Origin of the sequence: Winogradskyella poriferorum, from assembly GCF_036553625.1 — a bacterium.
Lineage (GTDB): Bacteria > Bacteroidota > Bacteroidia > Flavobacteriales > Flavobacteriaceae > Winogradskyella > Winogradskyella poriferorum.
In genome coordinates, this window is sequence record NZ_JAZHOU010000002.1 from 452,905 (window position 1) to 470,605 (window position 17,701).

The following is a 17,701-nucleotide window of genomic DNA, read 5'->3' on the forward strand; positions in this document are numbered from 1 at the left end:
ATTTTGTTATCAATCAAATTTAAGCCCATTGAAAATTTCAAGAGAAGTTAAAACTGCAGTATTAGTACTATCTGGTATTGCCTTATTTGTATATCTATTCACTTTTCTAAGTGGAAGTAATTTATTTTCAAGTAAAGAAACATATTTCACAGAGTTTGATTATAACGCTTTAAGCCCATCTTCTCCGGTAACTATAAAAGGAAATAGAATTGGTAAGGTTGAAGATATTCAGTACGATTTCAATACAAAAAAAACGGTGGTAGAGTTCTCTGTTAACCCAGAGCTAAAATTCTCTAAAAACAGTGTTATTAGATTGTATCCGACAGGTCTTATGGGCGGAAATGCATTATCCATAATAGATGCTAATGATGGTACAGAAGCTAAACCAGGAGATTTTATTCCGTCTGAAGTAAAACAAGGTTTAATGTCTTCTTTAGAAAGTAGTTTGCCAAAAGTAACCTCTGGATTAGATGGTACTTTAGAATCTGCAGACACTCTGGTTAAAAACCTGAATGCTTTATTATTGGATGAGTCTGATAAGGGATTAAAAAATGCTATAGCAGAGCTAAATACAACCTTAAAATCTTTTACAAGTACGTCGTATTCATTACAAGGTGTTATTAAAAATAATGAAGAGAAAATTGAATCTATTTTAGATACATTTGATAAGACCAGTAAGGACCTAAATGCGTTGACAACAGAATTAAAAGAAGCTGGACTGTCTAAAACAGTTGAGGAGTTAACAAAAACAATTAGCTCTATGCAAAGTTTGTTAGCTAATTTAGATAACGGTAAAGGTACACTTGGAAAACTCCTTAATGATGAAGCACTGTATGACAATCTAGAAGCTGCTTCTAAAGAATTACAACTGTTAATATTAGATATAAAATTACATCCTGCACGATATAGAAGAATCCTCTCTAAAAGAGAAATTCCTTATGAGGAGCCTACACAAGAGCAGATTAATAATAATTAGACGATTTAGCTATGCAATACATTCCTAATATTCTTTTTTTAATCATTTTGGTATTAGGTGTTGGGTATTTTTCGCTCAATATCAAAAAGTTAATACGAAATATAAAACTCGGTAGAGCTGTAGATGCTAGCGATCATAAAAGTGAACGTTGGCGTAATATGGCCAGAATTGCTTTAGGTCAAAGTAAAATGGTAAAACGACCAATAGCAGGTTTTCTGCATATTGTAGTTTATGTAGGTTTCATAATTATAAATATTGAAGTTTTAGAAATTATTATCGATGGTCTTTTCGGTACGCATCGTATAGGTCTTAAGGTGTTGCCAGAATCGGTTTATGGTTTCTTAATAGGATCTTTTGAAATCCTTGCAGTATTAGTTTTAGTATCAGTTGTAATTTTTTGGTTACGTCGTAATGTCATTAAACTAAAACGTTTCTTAAGTTCAGAAATGAAAGGCTGGCCAAAGAGTGATGGTAATATCATTTTATATTTTGAAGTAGTACTTATGTGTTTGTTCTTGGTTATGAATGCCACAGATACGACATTTCAAAATTTAGGACATGGTAATGTTATTTCACAATTTATTGCACCATGGTTTGGCGATAATCCTGATACTTTACATATTATAGAGCGCACAGCTTGGTGGTTACACATTGTAGGTATACTGATTTTCTTAAATTATTTGTATTTCTCAAAGCATCTACACATTCTTTTAGCATTTCCAAATACCTATTTCGGAAGTGTAGAGCCAAAAGGAAAATTCAATAATTTAGAGGCTGTTACAAATGAAGTGAAGTTAATGATGGATCCTAATGCAGATCCGTTTGCAGCTGCACCGGAAGGAGCAGAAGATGAGGAACCAGCTAAGTTTGGTGCTAGTGATGTTATGGATTTAAACCAAATTCAACTACTCAATGCTTACACCTGTACGGAATGTGGTCGTTGTACATCGGCTTGTCCTGCTAACTTAACAGGTAAGAAATTGTCTCCACGTAAGATTATGATGGATACTCGCGATCGTTTAGAAGAAGTTGGTAAAAATATAGATGCCAATGGAGGAGAGTTTAAGGATGACGGAAAACAACTTTTAGGAGATTATATTACCAACGAAGAACTTTGGGCTTGTACCACATGTAATGCTTGTGTAGAAGAATGTCCTGTGAGTATTAACCCACTATCTATTATTTTAGAAATGCGTCGTTATTTAGTGATGGAGCAAAGTGCTGCACCAATGGAGCTAAATAATATGATGACTAATATAGAAAACAATGGTGCACCATGGCCTTATAACCAAATGGACCGTTTAAATTGGGCTAACGAAGACTAGAAAGTTGACGAGTTTATTCGTTTAATTTCCTTTCGATTTAACGAATAAACAATTAAAGGATTCAACGCATAAAAAATAAACATCTAAGAGATGAGTGAACAACTAAAAGTGCCAACAATGGCAGAGTTTATGGCAGAAGGTAAGCAACCAGAGATATTGTTTTGGGTTGGTTCTGCTGGTAGTTACGACGATAGAGCAAAGAAGATTACAAAAGCTTTTGTTAAGATATTAAACAAAGCCAACGTTGAGTTTGCAGTATTAGGAACAGAAGAAAGTAATACAGGTGATGTTGCTAAACGTGCTGGTAATGAGTTTTTGTTTCAGATGCAAGCCATGATGAATATTGAGATTCTAAATGCTTATGAGGTAAAGCGTATAGTAACTTGTGATCCACATTCTTTTAATTGTTTAAAAAACGAATATCCTAGCCTTGGTGGTAATTATGATGTTGTTCATCATACACAATATATAAAGGAGCTTATAAGTTCTGGTCGTTTAACTTTAGAAGGAAACACGTACAAAGGAAAGAGAATCACATTTCACGATCCTTGTTATTTAGGTCGTGCCAATAGTGAATATGATGCACCGAGAGATGTACTAAAAAAGACCAATGCCAATTTGGTTGAAATGAAGCGTAATAAGAATACCGCATTATGCTGTGGAGCAGGAGGTGCACAAATGTTTAAGGAGCCAGAAAAAGGCAATATGGATATCAATGTTCTTAGAACAGAAGATGCTTTAGCGACTAAACCAGATATTATTGCAACAGGCTGCCCTTACTGCAATACCATGATGACAGATGGTGTTAAAGCAAAAGAAAAAGAAGGTGAAATTTCAGTATTGGATATAGCAGAATTAATAGCTAATTCTTAAGATTTTAAAATGAAAAGAGAACCCATTCCTCTAAAAAAAGTAATTATAAATGGTGTAATAAATGGGTTAATTTTTACCCTTTTCATGGAAGGGTATTATAACTTTTTTACAGAAGATAAGTTTTCTCTTTTAAGAGTCTTTATTCACTTTTTTGCTTTTGGTTTTTTTATGGCACTTATTTTTAGATACCAATACAGAAAGAAAAATTAGTGTTTTATGCTTCGATTATCTCTTCTTTTTTTAAAATTCCAATAAAATATTATGATAAAGAAAATTACACTTTTAACCTTAGTTATGCTTTTTAGTGTAAATAGTTACGCTCAAAAGAAATCAAAAGAAGAAGTCGTAGAACTTATGGCAGAGGATACATGCGAGTGTATTGCTAAGAAAAAAATAAAGAAGTCTGCTACAACAGAAGAAAAAGAGATGGCGCTTGGGCTTTGTCTTTTGCAAAGTTTTAATGCTCACAAAAATAAATCTAAGTACTACAAAAGTAAAACCTTAGATGATATGGAAGAAATAGGTGAGGATATAGGAATAGTAATGGTTGGTATTTGCGCAGAAGACTTTTTATCTATTTTCTCATCAGAAGAATTAGTAGATATAATAAATGAAGATGATGAAGATTTAGGCTTTGATACCTCTAACGATTCAGGATTAACGATAGAGGTAGAATTAATAGCTATGAATAATGATGCTATTTCTTATATAGAAGCTAAAGACGACTTTGATAAAACACATATTTTTTTAATTACAGATGAATTTGAAGGCTACGAATTACTTAAGAAATCTAATTTTGGTAAGTTCTATACGGTAACCTTTAAAGAAGAAGAGTTTTTTGATTTAAGCGAAAAGCAATACATCACCAAAAAAGTAATCACAAAGTTAGAAGCACTTTAGTATAGCGATAACATTCTGAATCATTGGTGATTTTATAGTATTAAATATTAATAAAATCGCATAAGCTATATAGATGATAAACACAGTAAAAATCTTAACGCTTTTGGCATTTTTGTTTTTAGGTAAATCTGTTAATTCACAGTCATTAACCGAAAAAGAGAAAGCTAACGTCATTACAATCAATAAGCACTTTGGTGACTCTATAAAAATACCTGTATACACTAGTGATGTTTTAGGTTTTCAAGAAAGTGGGTTGTATTTTAAAAAGGAAAACAAAAAATGGGGATTAATTAACTCTAACACCAACAAAACATTAATTCCTTTTAAGTTAGATTCTGTATTGTCTGTTTTTCATTTACCAAACATTAAGAGCTACTTAATAAAAGAGAAAGGAAAATGGTCTAGTATTTCATTTAATAAAAAATACAAGATAGAAGACTGTGAGCCAGACACAGGATTAACAAAAGCAGATTACAGAAAAAATGGCTATGATATAGATACCTCAACTTGGAAACGATTTTTGGTCATTTTCAATGGAAAACAAGGCATCATGAATAAGAGTTATAAAACAATTGTTCCTGTAGAATATGATTACGTACGCGACAATTATTTGCATTATAACGAAGATAATAAAGATGAGAAATCTTATATCATTTACAATGATGATATGGTAGGTTTTATAACAAATGAAGGTACAGTAGAGCCTGTTTTTGACGATATAGGAGTGTATTTTCCAGATTTCGTAGGTGATTGGGATAACCTAAAACCATCATACAAAAAGCAAGACTTAAAACTCATGTTTTTATTTGAAGACTATAAAATTATAGGTGTAACTAAAGATGGAAAAAAGGGAATTGTGGATTATACTGGTAAGCAAATAGTACCTAATATTTACGATGAAATGTTTTGTGCAGAATCTTACGTTAGAGAATTTGGAAATCATTTTATCGTTGTCAAAGATGGAAAATACGGAATTTTAAGTCAGCAGAATGAAACAATTATACCGCTTAATTACGATATAATAGAGTATTTTGATACCAGTAAAAAAGGTACATCGCATATTTATCTTGTAAAGCAAAATGGTAAATATGGACTTATTAATTCTCTAAACGAAGTTGTAAAACCAATAGAGTACACAAGAAAAGAATTAGAAAATTAAAAGTTTAATAAAACGCACAATACATACAAATGCTAGTAGATTTTGATACATTACCAGAAGAGTCAAGAGTTTGGATTTACCAAGCTAACAGAAGCTTTTCTGAAGAAGAGATAAAAGAGTTAACCTCTAAATTAGAAGTCTTTATTGAAGCCTGGACAGCACATGGTAAAGATTTACAAGCAGGATTTAAAATTGTTTACAAACGTTTTATTGTCATTGCTTTAAATCAAAACCTTAACCTGGCTACAGGTTGCTCAATTGATGCTTCTGTGCATTTTATCCAAGAGTTAGAAAAGGATTACAATGTAGATTTAATGGATAAGATGAATGTGTCTTTTAAACAGGGAGAGTTCATCGCATATAAGCCCTTAATGGATTTCAAAAAAATGGCTAAAAACAATTCAGTTTCTAAAAACACAATTGTTTTTAATAATCTGGTGACTAATATCGCAGAGTTTAAAGAAAACTGGGAAGTGCCAGCGAGCGAGAGTTGGCATAGCAGATTCATTAAGTAAATTTTCTTATTGAATTCTCAGTAAATACGTTCAAAAATTACGGTATTTGTATGTTTAATAATTTTCATTTCTTAGAAAGAATGTTGATTTTTACAGTACCAAATTCGTCATTTTAAAATTGTAAAATTTTCAATAGAAAGTGGGTACTGATATTTTCTTATTAAACATTTCTGGACAAGATAAACCAGGCTTAACATCATCTTTAACCAGTGTTTTAGCAGAGTACGATGCTAAAATTCTAGATATAGGACAAGCCAATATTCACGATACGTTGTCTTTGGGAATGATGTTTGAGATAAAATCTGGGAAAAAATCAGCAGCTGTTCTTAAAGATTTATTGTTCAAAGCCTATGAGCTGGGTATTACTGCAAAGTTTACACCAATATCATTAGATAATTATGAGCATTGGGTAAGTATGCAAGGTAAGGATCGTTATATCGTTACCATTTTAGGAGAAAAACTTAAAGCCGAGCAAATTTCTGAAGTCACCAAAGTCATTTCAGAAAAAAACTTGAATATAGATTCTATTAAGCGTCTAACAGGCCGTACGTCTTTGGTTAAAGAAGAAGAATATCCAAGGGCTTCTATTCAACTATCAATACGAGGAAAGCTAAACGATAAATCTGAGTTTACATCAAGATTTATGAAAATATCGCATGAGTTAGATGTAGATATTGCTTTTCAGGAAGATAGCATGTTTAGACGTAACCGTCGTTTGGTGTGCTTTGATATGGATTCAACCTTAATACAAACCGAGGTTATAGACGAGTTGGCTGAGCGTGCAGGAGTTGGTAATGAGGTTAAGGCGATAACAGAATCTGCAATGCAAGGCGAAATAGATTTTCAGGAAAGTTTCAAAAAACGAATGAAACTCTTAGAAGGTTTAAGTGAAGACGTTTTAAAAGACATAGCAGAGAATTTACCAATAACCAAAGGCGCAAGACGTCTAATAGATACGCTTCATAACTATGGTTATAAAACTGCTATTCTTTCTGGAGGTTTTACTTATTTCGGAAAATATCTTCAAGAGAAACTAGATATCGATTTTGTTTTTGCCAATGAGCTAGAGATTAAAGATGGTGTGTTAACAGGTGGATATATTGGTGATATTGTAGATGGTAATAAAAAAGCAGAATACCTTCAACAGTTGGCGGATGATATGGGGATTGATATTGAACAAACTATCGCAGTAGGTGATGGTGCCAACGATTTGCAAATGCTTAATCTCGCTGGTTTAGGCATCGCCTTTCATGCCAAACCAAAAGTTAAGGATAGTGCTCAGAGCTCGATTTCTAGTATTGGTTTAGATGGTGTATTATATTTATTGGGTTACCATGACCGTCATATAGATTTGGTTTAATGCCTTTTAACTGTTAATTACACAGTTTATAAAAGAATCCTAAAGTCTTTTTACTTCATATTAAATATGCTATTTTGGCATAGTATTCGTTATTGTAATTAGAAACGAGAAAAGATTAATGTATGCGATATTTGTCCCTTATTCTTATAGCTTTTTGTGTTCAGATTAATTGTGCTCAAGAGGCAACACCAAATCCATTGTTAACTAAAGATGTGGCTCTACAACAAAAATGGGTAGATAGTGTTTATAACGCTATGACTTTAAAAGAGCGTGTAGGTCAGCTTTTTATGGTTCAGGTATTTTCAAAGAACGATGGAAAAGCCAATAGCAAAATTGTTGATTTAATAAAAAATCAACATATTGGAGGTGTAATTTATTCAACAGGAGGACCATACAGACAGGCCAAACTAAATAACCTTTTACAGGCATCATCAAAAGTGCCTTTATTGGTAGGTATGGATGCAGAATGGGGTTTGAGTATGCGCTTAGATTCTACGTATGCGTTTCCGTGGAATATGACACTAGGTGCTATCGAAGAGGATAGTTTGGTAGAGCAAACCGGAAGACAAATAGGTGAGCACTGCAAGCGTTTAGGTGTGCATTTCAATTTTGCACCTGTTGTAGATATCAATACCAATCCCAAAAATCCAATTATTGGTAACCGTTCTTTTGGTGAGGATAGAGATAATGTTACAGAAAAAGGACTAGCATTTATGAACGGTATGCAGAGTGCAGGTGTTTTGGCTAACGCTAAGCATTTTCCTGGTCACGGTGATACCGAAGATGACTCACATAAAACTTTACCAACAGTTTCTTTCAGTGAAAAACGAATCGATTCTATTGAGTTGTATCCATACAGAAAACTCATTAAAGAAGGCTTATCTAGCGTTATGGTAGCACATCTTAACATTCCAAGTTTAGAAAAACGTAGAGGCTTTCCATCGTCATTATCTAAGCATATTGTTACAGATATTCTTAAAGGTGAATTAGGCTTTAAAGGTCTCATTTTTACAGATGCATTAACGATGAAAGGTGCTGCAGATTATGTAGAAAAAAATATTGATGGTATCTCAACAAACACAATTTCCAAAGGTGGTGAGATAGATTTAATGGCGTTTTTAGCAGGTAATGATGTGTTGCTAATGTCTGAAAATCCTGAAAAAGGTATAGAAAGAATTATTGAAGCTTTTGAAGCCAATAAAATAACTGAAGAGCGTTTATCGCATTCAGTAAAAAAAATACTTATGGCTAAGTATAAGGTAGGTTTGCACAACTATTCTCCGGTTGGGTTGTATAATCTAGGTAATGATTTAAACAGGCTTAAAGACGATTTGCTTTACGAAAGTCTAATGGAAAATGCTATAACAATAGTGCAAAACAAAGATGAAATACTACCTCTAAGAAATCTACAGACCAAAAATATTGCTTATGTAGAATTAGGTGATGATAGTGGTTCAACGTTTTATAATGAATTAAAAAAGTACACCAAGGTCCATCATATTAAAGGTGAAAAGCTAGATGAAATAATTACCAAATTACAGAATTATAATACAGTAGTAGTTGGTTTTCATAAATCTAATGACAACCCTTGGAAAGCTTATGAATTTTCACAAAAAGAGCTAGCATGGCTTTATGAAATAGCAAGAAACACTACAGTGATTTTAGATGTGTTTGCACGACCTTATGCGCTTAATGATTTGCGTTCAGTAGAAAACATTGAGGCCATTGTTATGAGTTATCAAAACAGTGAAATAGCCCAGAAAAAGTCGGCTCAGCTCATCTTTGGAGGTATTGACGCAAAAGGAAAGTTACCAGTCAGTGCTGGTGCGTTTTTTCCTGTAGGTACAGGTATTACATACAATTCACTTTTAAGCCTTAGCTACGGTTTGCCAGAACGTGTTGGTATGGACTCAGAGCGTTTAAGTAGAATAGACTCTGTAGCCAACTATGCTGTTAATAATAGAATGACGCCTGGTATTCAACTTTTGGTAGCCAGACGTGGAAAGGTGATTTACAATAAGAATTTTGGATATCATACCTATTCTAAAAAGAATAAAGTAGATTTTGACGATGTGTATGATGTAGCATCTTTAACTAAAATATTAGCTACACTTCCTGTCCTTATGGAATTAGAGCAACAAGGCTCAGTATCTTTAGAGTCTAAATTAGGAGATTTGCTTCCGGAATACAAAAATTCGAATAAGAAAAACATCACCTTAAAAAAGATGTTATCACATTATGCGCAGTTAAAGCCATGGATTCCTTTTTATTATGCAACACTAGATTCAGTAACTAAAAAACCAGATCCAAAGTATTATAAAACAAAGCCTTCTGGCGATTTTAATGTTGAAGTTACCAATACGCTTTACATGCGTAGTGACTATCAAGATTCAATTCAAAAAATAATAAAAGAAAGTGATTTGTTATCAAGGTTGCGTTACCGTTACAGTGATTTGCCATATTATATTTTGAAGAATTATCTTGAAGGTTTCTATGATAAATCTCTGCACGAAATCACTCAAGATCGTTTTTACAAATCACTTGGAGCAAATTATACCACATATAACCCAAGGCAAACATTTAGCCTAAAGGATATTGTACCTACTGAAGTTGATAACTATTACAGGTACAAAAAAGTGCATGGTTATGTGCACGACATGGGAGCTGCGATGCAAGGAGGTATTGGTGGCCATGCCGGAATTTTTAGTAATGCCAATGATGTTGCCAAAATTATGCAGATGTATCTACAAAAAGGATTTTATGGAGGTAAACGCTACTTTAAATCCGAAACCATAGATAAGTTTAACACTTGTTATTATTGCGAAAGTGATAATAGGAGAGGTATAGGTTTCGATAAGCCACAACTTGGCGAAGAAGGACCAACTTGTGGATGCATTTCTATGACCAGTTTTGGACATTCAGGATTTACAGGTACTTATGCTTGGGCAGATCCGGAAGAAGAAATTGTTTATGTATTTTTAGCTAACAGAACATATCCAGAGGCTGGTAAAAACCTTTTACTCAGAGAAAATATAAGAACAGAGATACAGCGACTGATCTATGAAGCAATTATAGACTAATGTTATAAGTTAAAAAGTGCTAAAAGTTAGGGTGCTCAACTTCAAATCTGCTAACTTTAACACATGTAATAAAGTTGTAAGGTTTTAGATTAACTAGAGACTTTATAGTTGTTAACTCTAATCATTCAAAAGTTTTAGATGAAAATAGGAATCGTTTGTTACCCAACATTTGGAGGTAGTGGAGTAGTAGCCACAGAATTAGGTTTAGAACTTTCTAAGCGAGGACACGAAATACACTTCATAACCTACAGCCAACCAGTACGTTTAGAATTGTTGAGTAACAATGTGCATTTTCACGAAGTACATGTGCCTGAGTATCCTTTATTTCATTATCAACCGTATGAATTAGCATTGTCTAGTAAGTTGGTAGATATGGTACAGCTTTATGGTATAGAGCTTTTACACGTACATTACGCAATTCCTCATGCTTATGCAGCTTACATGGCGCAGCAAATGCTGTTAGAAAAGGGAATTCTAATACCAATTGTTACTACGCTGCATGGTACCGATATTACTTTAGTTGGTAGTCATCCGTTTTATAAGCCAGCAGTAACTTTTAGTATTAATAAATCTGATGCAGTGACTTCTGTTTCAGAAAGTTTAAAGAAAGATACCATGCGTCTTTTTGATATTAAAAAAGACATTCATGTAGTTCCTAATTTCATTGATTTAAATAAGCATGTTAATGAGTTTACCGATTGTCAGCGAGGTATGATGGCTGGTGACGATGAGTCTATTATTACACACATTAGTAACATGCGCGAGGTAAAACAAATACCAGATGTTGTAAAGATTTTTTATAATATCCAGAAGGAATTACCAGCAAAACTCATGATGGTCGGAGAAGGACCTGAAAAAGAGGTTGCTGAAAATTTAGTTGAGGAATTAGGTATTAGCGACAAAGTTATTTTCTTCGGAAATAGTAATGAAATAGATCGTATTCTATGTTTTAGTGACTTGTTTTTACTACCATCACAAACTGAAAGTTTTGGTTTAGCTGCACTGGAAGCCATGGCAAGCGGAGTGCCAGTAATATCTACCAATACAGGTGGATTGCCAGAAGTAAATATCGATGGTTATTCAGGCTACCTAAGTGATGTTAATGCCGTTGCAGATATGTCAGCCAATGCGATTAAGATCTTAAAGGATACAGAAACATTAAAGACATTTAAAGCGAATGCGAAGTCGCAGTCCAAAAAGTTTGATATTCATAATATAGTACCTCAGTACGAAGCCATCTACGAAGAAACTTTGGATAAGTTGTTAGTATCTAATTAAACCAAACAGCATAGCGTTCTCTGCGTAACTCTAGAGCGATTTCTTTTTCTGCAATAAGGGCTTCTTTTCTTGTTAAAAAAGGATCTATATGATTGTAAAGACTTGGTCTAAGATACAAGCCGTATTTTTCTACAATATTAGACGATAGTTTATGACCTTTTTTATTCCTGTAACCTGTTTTATGCTGTTCAAAGCGCTCTTTAGGACTTTTACTCGTCATACCAACATACAAACACTCTAACACACCATTGTATTGTGGATTAGCATTTCTGAATTTTGCATTTTCAGTAAACACACGTTTAGAAAGTTCTACAACATAAATGCGATATAGCGTTTTAGACATGTTTTAAAACGGAAAATTTAAGGTTGACGCAGAATTTTTTCCATTTTTCTACCTTTTGCTAATTCATCTACTAGTTTGTCTAAATATCTACATTGACGGGTAGTGTCGTTGGTGATTTCTTCAACTCTGTAGCCACATATAACACCTTTTATAAGATGTGCATTTTCATTAAGGTTAGCACTTTCAAAAAAGTCTTTAAAATTAACTTTCTGCTCAATGAGTTCATTGAGTTTGTTTTCATCATAGCCAGTAAGCCATTCAATGACTTGGTGCAATTCTTCTTTGGTTCTGCCTTTCTTTTCTACTTTGGTGACGTAATGAGGATATACAGAAGCAAAACTCATATTAGCGATACGCTCATCGTGGTGGCTGGTGTCAGATTTACTCATTTTAATTTTATTTGTAAAAAAAGGTAGTTTTATAGAAGTTACGCTTATCGGTCTCGGCTATGAGTAGTTGCGTGGTTTAGCACTTAACTTTGCAAGTACACACCAAACTGAAAATCCGCAAGGATTTTCAGAGGTAGACGAGAACAAGCAATTACTTATAGCCATTGTTGTGCTTTCGTTATTCTTTCAATGTTTTTTCCAAAATCTTTTCTAGTTTATCAATACTATTGATTGCTGTAATCACTCGGTTTAAACCTCCTCTATAATTGTCTTTATTCAATGTTAAAATATTTCTAGCAGTTGATGGTTGACTAAAAATTTTTGGGTCAGATACAATTACGTAATCTTGAAATTTGAAATCAACTATAATTTCTTTCATAATAGGTATCCAATCGTTATTAAAAGAATACTCAACATCTCCAACTGATTTTATGACGTGATTAATTTCATCATCATAATAAGCTCCTAGTAACATTCGTAGTTCTTTATTCGAAACTTTGTCAAGTCCTTTTGATTTTAATGTTTCATACGAATTAGTAATTGGTTGGAATCTCTCAAATTGAATAATATCGGCAAGCCAATATTTTAAACTATCTAAATTTTCCTCCGACCTTTTAAGTTCCAATATTTTATTAGAAGAAGAAATTGCATTATTAAAAATGATTTTTATGTTATTTAATGCTTTCTTATCGTTTGCTAAATTTTCTTGAATTTGAGCGAGCATTTCATTCTCAAAATCATTATCCTTTTTCTTTTCATTCCAATTATTAATGCTCAACGCAATCAAAATTCCAATTACCACAAGTATAATTTCCCCAATAGCGTATTTAAAATACTTTCCAGTTTTATTTTCCATAAGCAAGTTTTGCCGAATTTTTCTAAAGAATTTTATCATTGGTTAGGTTGATTTTAATGAAGCACAACGTTAAGATATAGTTCCGTTTCAATGAACTATATCGATTGATAAGCGAAGTTAGCTTTTTAATTTTTGAAAATCAATGGTTTAGATTTTATACTTTCAGTTTGTTATTAACACAACTAAGGATTCCTTATTTTTAGCCTCATGAAAACTCTAGAAGATTTTACAGCAGTATTTTCGTCCTTTGCTTGGGGATTACCACTACTTATTCTGTTAGTTGGTGGAGGATTGTATTTATTAATACGTTCTCAATTTCTACCATTTAGGTATTTAGGGCATGCGATTAGTGTGTTGAGAGGTAAGTATGATAATCCGGATGATGAAGGTGAGATTTCTCACTTTAAAGCCTTAACCACAGCCTTATCTTCTACAATTGGCATGGGCAACATTGCAGGTGTAGCTTTAGCAATTTCAGTTGGTGGTCCAGGTGCTATGTTTTGGATGTGGGTAAGTGCCATTGTTGGGATGAGTACCAAATACTTTACATCGACATTGGCTATTTTATACAGAGGGAAAGACAGTGATGGAAATATACAAGGTGGACCAATGTATTTTATTACAGAAGGTCTTGGTAAAAACTGGAAATTCTTAGCGGTTTTGTTTAGCGCGTTTGGGATGTTGGGAGCATTACCAGTGGTAAATGTTAATCAGTTAAAACAAGCCGTTAACGATATTATTCTAATACCAAATGGAGTAGAAGTATCCTTTGGTAGCAATCTAATTATTGCTATTGTTTTGGTCATCGTAACAAGTTTTGTAATTCTTGGTGGTATACAACGCATTAGTCGTTGGGCTTCTAAAATGGTGCCTACTATGGTAGTGCTATACTTTGTGTTGGTATTGATTATTCTAGGTGTTTACATAGAAGAAGTACCAAAATATTTATCCTTGATTGTTACAGATGCTTTTGCAGCAGATTATTTCCCTGAAGACAAGCCTTTTTTAGGTGGTGTTTTAGGAGCGTTAATATTACACGGTATAAAGCGAGGAGCATTTTCTAATGAGGCTGGTTTGGGTACAGCACCAATGGCACATGGAGCAGCAAAAACTGACGAGCCAGTTAGAGAAGGTTTAGTGGCAATGTTGGGGCCTGTAATAGATACTTTAATTGTTTGTACACTAACAGCGCTAGCAATTTTGGTAACAGGTGTTTGGCAAACCACAACGGATAATGGTGTTAGTCTTACAGCTTCTGCCTTTGAGCAAGCCTTGCCTTATGGTCAGTATTTATTAATGATTTGCGTGTTTTTTTTTAGCGTGTCCTCCTTGTTTAGTTATTCGTATTATGGCACCAAATGCTTGTCTTTTTTAATAGGTGCAGACAAAAAGCACTATTACAACTATTTTTATATTCTGAGTATTATTCTTGCTGCAACGACGTCTTTTGATGCCATGATTAACTTCATAGATGGTGTGTTTGCGTTTATGGCATTTCCAACTATGATTGCCACAATTCTATTAGCACCAAAAGTGCTTAAGGAATCTAAACGTTACTTTACGAGTTTAAAGAAGTCTAAGAATTAGCAATGGAAGATTTAAATTGAGCAGGAGTCATCATTTCCATTTTTTTGAATTGTCTGTTAAAGTAACTCGTATTATTAAAGCCAGATTTAAAAGCAATCTCGGACATTCTCACATCTTTAGATTCTTTAATCAGCTTCTTTGCGAATTTTATTTTTTCAGAATTGATATAATCAATAGGAGACACACCAAGCGTGTTTTTAAATTGCTTATGAAAGTGAGAGGTGCTCATATAAGCCTTCTTCGCTAACTGATCTACAGTAATATCCTTATTGGTTAGATTGTCTTTAATGAATTTTATAACTGTGCCAATACGTGTATCGTTAAAGATATTGTTGGTGTCATTAATTATTAATGATTTTGCTTTAGTTTGTAGTAATCGCACAATCAATTCCTGAATCATTAAATCTAATAAGACATCCTTAGACTTATTGTTGTTGGTAAATGTGTAAGTTAGACGTTCAATGAGGTGGTTAACATCTAAATTATTAATAAGGTGTGACGCTGTATGGTCTAAATCCCAATTGTTGTTTTCGTTTTCAATAGCCACATTTTGATTGAATTTTTGAACTACTTCTTCAATCTTAAAAGCATCAATACCCAAAGCTAAGCATTGTGTTGGTTTTTCCTCAGTAGCAAGAGGGAAGTCTATGACCATTTCTTTATTAGTTGGCATTACAACAGATTCACCAGGAAAAAAATCAAAAGATTCAAAACCGTCAATGTGCATTATTTTCTTTCCGGTCAGCATGCTTGCAATAATAGGAAACCCAAAAGTTAGTGAGACTTTTTCTGCATAAGCATGTGTTTCATAGATGTTTAGTTCAGCATATTCGGCATTATAAGTGGTTCTGTTCTCTACCAAAGTAGTGAGTTTTCTGTTGCTTCTATGTTGATTTAATAAAGATGTCATACTCAATAATACAAAAAATATATGCTAAAAAATCTTAATAAGAGATATGTTCAAAAATATGATAAATATGTTCAATTATTTTAGAATATGACAAAATAACTTAGCAAAAAGTAAAAAATAGTCAATTTTTTGACTAAAAAAATCAAGAACTAATAAATAATCTAAATTTAAGATGAGTTATTCTAAACCACAATTTAAAGCATCCTATGACAATTTTATCAATGGTAAGTTTGTCGCACCAATAGGAGGTGAGTATTTTGAAAATACATCGCCAATAGACAAATCATTAATTGCAAAATACCCAAGATCACAAAAAGAAGATGTAGAGTTAGCCCTAGATGCGGCAAATGCAGCTAAAGAATCCTGGGAAAATACTTCGGCAACAGAACGAGCAAATTTACTTAATAAAGTAGCAGATATCATTGAAGCTAACTTAGAAGAGTTCGCTTTGGTAGAAACATGCGACAACGGAAAACCAATCCGTGAAACATTAAATGCGGATGTACCATTATCGGTAGATCACTGGAGATACTTCGCATCTTGTATTAGAGCAGAGGAAGGTAGCGCAACAGAATTGGATGCCAATACCTTATCAATGAATATTAAAGAACCACTTGGTGTGGTTGGGCAAATTATTCCATGGAACTTTCCATTATTAATGTTGTCTTGGAAATTACCACCAGCTTTAGCAACAGGAAACTGTGTGGTGTTAAAACCAGCTGAGCAAACACCTTCTTCAGCAACCTTATTAATGGAAAAGATTGCTGATGTTTTTCCTCCAGGAGTTATTAATATAATACATGGTTTCGGACCAGAAGCAGGTAAACCTTTGGCGTCGAGCTCTCGTGTAGATAAAGTAGCATTTACAGGGGAAACTACAACAGGGCAGTTAATTATGCAATATGCATCAAAGAATCTAAATCCTGTAACTATGGAATTGGGTGGTAAGTCGCCAAATATTTTCTTTAATTCTGTTATGGATGAAGATGATGCGTTTTTAGATAAAGCTATAGAAGGAGCAGTATTATTTGCCTTTAATCAAGGTGAAGTATGTACGTGTCCATCTCGTATTTTGGTACAAGAGGATATTTACGATAAGTTTATGGAGCGTGTAATTGAGCGCACAAAAGCTATTGTGCAAACAAGTCCGTATGATTCTAGTTGTATGGTAGGTGCGCAAGCCTCTAATGACCAATATGAAAAAATACAGTCTTACATAAAAATAGGTAAAGATGAAGGAGCAAAAGTACTTTGTGGTGGTGATGCTAATAAAGATGGAGATTTAGGTAACGGATTCTTTATTCAGCCAACAATTTTAGAAGGTCATAACAAAATGCGAGTATTCCAAGAAGAGATTTTTGGCCCAGTAGTCTGTGTCACCAAATTTAAAGATGAAGCTGAAGCTCTAGAAATTGCTAACGATACACTTTATGGACTTGGAGCAGGTGTTTGGACGCGAGATGCGCACCAACTATACCAAATTCCGAGAGCAATAAAAGCAGGTCGTGTTTGGGTTAATTGTTATCACGCTTATCCTGCACATGCACCATTTGGTGGATATAAAAAATCAGGTTTTGGTAGAGAAAATCATCAAATGATGATGAGTCATTACCGACAAACCAAAAACATGTTAATATCTTACGATAAAAACAAGCTAGGATTCTTTTAGAGATATTTGATTAATAGCTTTAAAGGCTGAATGGTTAGGGATTCAGCCTTTTTTAATATATTATAGTTATGAAACGCGTAGAGATTACAGAGAAAGCCAAAAAAGTTGTGAGGCAACTAAAGGAAAAGCATGGCGATTTGATTTTTCATCAAAGTGGAGGTTGTTGTGATGGTTCTGCACCAATGATTTTTGAAAAAGATGATATGTATTTAGATGAAAGTGATATTTTTCTTGGTGAAGTAGAAGGTGTTCCGTTTTACATGAACCAGAATCAATTTGAATATTGGAAACACACACATCTTACCATAGATACAACAGAAGGAAGAGGAGCGAGTTTTTCTTTAGAAATTCCATTAGGATTACGATTTATTATTCATTCCAGAATATTAACAGAAGATGAGGATGCGTATTTTAATCCTAAAATGACTTAGAAAAGTCAACATTGTGTATAATAAACCCTGAAAATATGATTTTTCAGGGT

General features: G+C 33.5%; 17 protein-coding genes. 13 read left to right on the plus strand and 4 right to left on the minus strand.

All coding sequences use genetic code 11. The features are described from left to right. The first annotated feature begins 28 nt into the window (after positions 1–28). From V1468_RS08255 to bshA, 10 genes are all read left to right on the plus strand, one after another. On the plus strand, positions 29–976 hold the full coding sequence (locus V1468_RS08255; protein WP_331809765.1) for an MlaD family protein: 948 nt from the start codon (positions 29–31) through the stop codon (positions 974–976). An 11-nt stretch (positions 977–987) separates the two neighbouring features. Next, positions 988–2,301, plus strand: coding sequence for a (Fe-S)-binding protein (locus V1468_RS08260; RefSeq protein ID WP_331809766.1), 1,314 nt, complete (start codon positions 988–990; stop codon positions 2,299–2,301). 90 nt (positions 2,302–2,391) lie between these two features. Continuing rightward, complete coding sequence (locus V1468_RS08265) at positions 2,392–3,174, plus strand: (Fe-S)-binding protein (RefSeq protein ID WP_331809767.1); 783 nt, start codon at positions 2,392–2,394, stop codon at positions 3,172–3,174. Between the two features lie 9 nt (positions 3,175–3,183). Then, positions 3,184–3,384, plus strand: coding sequence for a hypothetical protein (locus V1468_RS08270; RefSeq protein ID WP_278005002.1), 201 nt, complete (start codon positions 3,184–3,186; stop codon positions 3,382–3,384). Between the two features lie 51 nt (positions 3,385–3,435). Beyond that, a complete protein-coding gene (locus V1468_RS08275; RefSeq protein ID WP_331809768.1) occupies positions 3,436–4,074 on the plus strand; it encodes a hypothetical protein in 639 nt (212 codons plus the stop codon). A gap of 73 nt (positions 4,075–4,147) precedes the next feature. Continuing rightward, positions 4,148–5,233 (plus strand): WG repeat-containing protein, encoded by a 1,086-nt coding sequence (locus tag V1468_RS08280; RefSeq protein ID WP_331809769.1) that lies wholly within the window; start codon positions 4,148–4,150, stop codon positions 5,231–5,233. Positions 5,234–5,262: 29 nt separating this feature from the next. Next, positions 5,263–5,748 carry an ABC transporter ATPase gene (locus V1468_RS08285; RefSeq protein WP_331809770.1) on the plus strand — a complete coding sequence of 162 codons (486 nt, stop codon included), beginning with the start codon at positions 5,263–5,265 and terminating at the stop codon, positions 5,746–5,748. Positions 5,749–5,887: 139 nt separating this feature from the next. Further along, positions 5,888–7,108 (plus strand): phosphoserine phosphatase SerB, encoded by a 1,221-nt coding sequence (serB, locus tag V1468_RS08290; RefSeq protein WP_331809771.1) that lies wholly within the window; start codon positions 5,888–5,890, stop codon positions 7,106–7,108. Positions 7,109–7,230: 122 nt separating this feature from the next. After that, positions 7,231–10,188, plus strand: a complete 2,958-nt coding sequence (locus V1468_RS08295; protein ID WP_331809772.1) for a glycoside hydrolase family 3 N-terminal domain-containing protein — start codon at positions 7,231–7,233, stop codon at positions 10,186–10,188. Between the two features lie 138 nt (positions 10,189–10,326). Beyond that, the gene (bshA, locus tag V1468_RS08300) at positions 10,327–11,466 is read left to right on the plus strand and encodes an N-acetyl-alpha-D-glucosaminyl L-malate synthase BshA (RefSeq protein WP_331809773.1); all 1,140 of its coding nucleotides are present in this window, start codon (positions 10,327–10,329) and stop codon (positions 11,464–11,466) included. Here the strand turns inward: bshA and V1468_RS08305 are convergent. The 3 genes from V1468_RS08305 to V1468_RS08315 all read right to left on the minus strand — a co-directional run bounded on the left by V1468_RS08305 (position 11,459) and on the right by V1468_RS08315 (position 13,054). Further along, complete coding sequence (locus V1468_RS08305; protein WP_331809774.1) at positions 11,459–11,809, minus strand: ribose-5-phosphate isomerase; 351 nt, start codon at positions 11,807–11,809, stop codon at positions 11,459–11,461. The two genes, bshA and V1468_RS08305, sit on opposite strands and share 8 nt — an antisense overlap. A gap of 17 nt (positions 11,810–11,826) precedes the next feature. Beyond that, positions 11,827–12,198 carry a DUF2200 domain-containing protein gene (locus tag V1468_RS08310; protein ID WP_331809775.1) on the minus strand — a complete coding sequence of 124 codons (372 nt, stop codon included), beginning with the start codon at positions 12,196–12,198 and terminating at the stop codon, positions 11,827–11,829. Positions 12,199–12,376: 178 nt separating this feature from the next. After that, a complete protein-coding gene (locus V1468_RS08315; protein WP_331809776.1) occupies positions 12,377–13,054 on the minus strand; it encodes a DUF6090 family protein in 678 nt (225 codons plus the stop codon). A gap of 207 nt (positions 13,055–13,261) precedes the next feature. Here V1468_RS08315 and V1468_RS08320 point away from each other — a divergent pair, with 207 nt between their 5' ends. After that, positions 13,262–14,641: an alanine/glycine:cation symporter family protein gene (locus V1468_RS08320; protein ID WP_331809777.1), complete on the plus strand. Its 1,380-nt coding sequence runs from the start codon at positions 13,262–13,264 to the stop codon at positions 14,639–14,641. Here the strand turns inward: V1468_RS08320 and V1468_RS08325 are convergent. Further along, the gene (locus V1468_RS08325) at positions 14,631–15,551 is read right to left on the minus strand and encodes an AraC family transcriptional regulator (RefSeq protein ID WP_331809778.1); all 921 of its coding nucleotides are present in this window, start codon (positions 15,549–15,551) and stop codon (positions 14,631–14,633) included. The genes V1468_RS08320 and V1468_RS08325 overlap by 11 nt on opposite strands. A gap of 172 nt (positions 15,552–15,723) precedes the next feature. Here V1468_RS08325 and V1468_RS08330 point away from each other — a divergent pair, with 172 nt between their 5' ends. Both V1468_RS08330 and V1468_RS08335 read left to right on the plus strand, forming a co-directional pair. Further along, the gene (locus tag V1468_RS08330) at positions 15,724–17,220 is read left to right on the plus strand and encodes an aldehyde dehydrogenase family protein (protein ID WP_331809779.1); all 1,497 of its coding nucleotides are present in this window, start codon (positions 15,724–15,726) and stop codon (positions 17,218–17,220) included. 68 nt (positions 17,221–17,288) lie between these two features. Then, positions 17,289–17,651 carry a DUF779 domain-containing protein gene (locus tag V1468_RS08335; RefSeq protein ID WP_331809780.1) on the plus strand — a complete coding sequence of 121 codons (363 nt, stop codon included), beginning with the start codon at positions 17,289–17,291 and terminating at the stop codon, positions 17,649–17,651. Positions 17,652–17,701: the final 50 nt, after the last annotated feature.

Excerpts from the sequence above, each read along its gene's own strand:
- V1468_RS08260 (WP_331809766.1), top strand. The coding sequence starts at position 988 with ATGCAATACATTCCTAATATTCTTTTTTTAATCATTTTGGTATTAGGT.
- V1468_RS08265 (WP_331809767.1), top strand. The coding sequence starts at position 2,392 with ATGAGTGAACAACTAAAAGTGCCAACAATGGCAGAGTTTATGGCAGAA.
- V1468_RS08270 (WP_278005002.1), top strand. The coding sequence starts at position 3,184 with ATGAAAAGAGAACCCATTCCTCTAAAAAAAGTAATTATAAATGGTGTA.
- V1468_RS08275 (WP_331809768.1), top strand. The coding sequence starts at position 3,436 with ATGATAAAGAAAATTACACTTTTAACCTTAGTTATGCTTTTTAGTGTA.
- V1468_RS08280 (WP_331809769.1), top strand. The coding sequence starts at position 4,148 with ATGATAAACACAGTAAAAATCTTAACGCTTTTGGCATTTTTGTTTTTA.
- V1468_RS08285 (WP_331809770.1), top strand. The coding sequence starts at position 5,263 with ATGCTAGTAGATTTTGATACATTACCAGAAGAGTCAAGAGTTTGGATT.
- V1468_RS08295 (WP_331809772.1), top strand. The coding sequence starts at position 7,231 with ATGCGATATTTGTCCCTTATTCTTATAGCTTTTTGTGTTCAGATTAAT.
- bshA (WP_331809773.1), top strand. The coding sequence starts at position 10,327 with ATGAAAATAGGAATCGTTTGTTACCCAACATTTGGAGGTAGTGGAGTA.
- V1468_RS08305 (WP_331809774.1), bottom strand. The coding sequence starts at position 11,809 with ATGTCTAAAACGCTATATCGCATTTATGTTGTAGAACTTTCTAAACGT.
- V1468_RS08310 (WP_331809775.1), bottom strand. The coding sequence starts at position 12,198 with ATGAGTAAATCTGACACCAGCCACCACGATGAGCGTATCGCTAATATG.
- V1468_RS08315 (WP_331809776.1), bottom strand. The coding sequence starts at position 13,054 with ATGGAAAATAAAACTGGAAAGTATTTTAAATACGCTATTGGGGAAATT.
- V1468_RS08320 (WP_331809777.1), top strand. The coding sequence starts at position 13,262 with ATGAAAACTCTAGAAGATTTTACAGCAGTATTTTCGTCCTTTGCTTGG.
- V1468_RS08325 (WP_331809778.1), bottom strand. The coding sequence starts at position 15,551 with ATGACATCTTTATTAAATCAACATAGAAGCAACAGAAAACTCACTACT.
- V1468_RS08330 (WP_331809779.1), top strand. The coding sequence starts at position 15,724 with ATGAGTTATTCTAAACCACAATTTAAAGCATCCTATGACAATTTTATC.
- V1468_RS08335 (WP_331809780.1), top strand. The coding sequence starts at position 17,289 with ATGAAACGCGTAGAGATTACAGAGAAAGCCAAAAAAGTTGTGAGGCAA.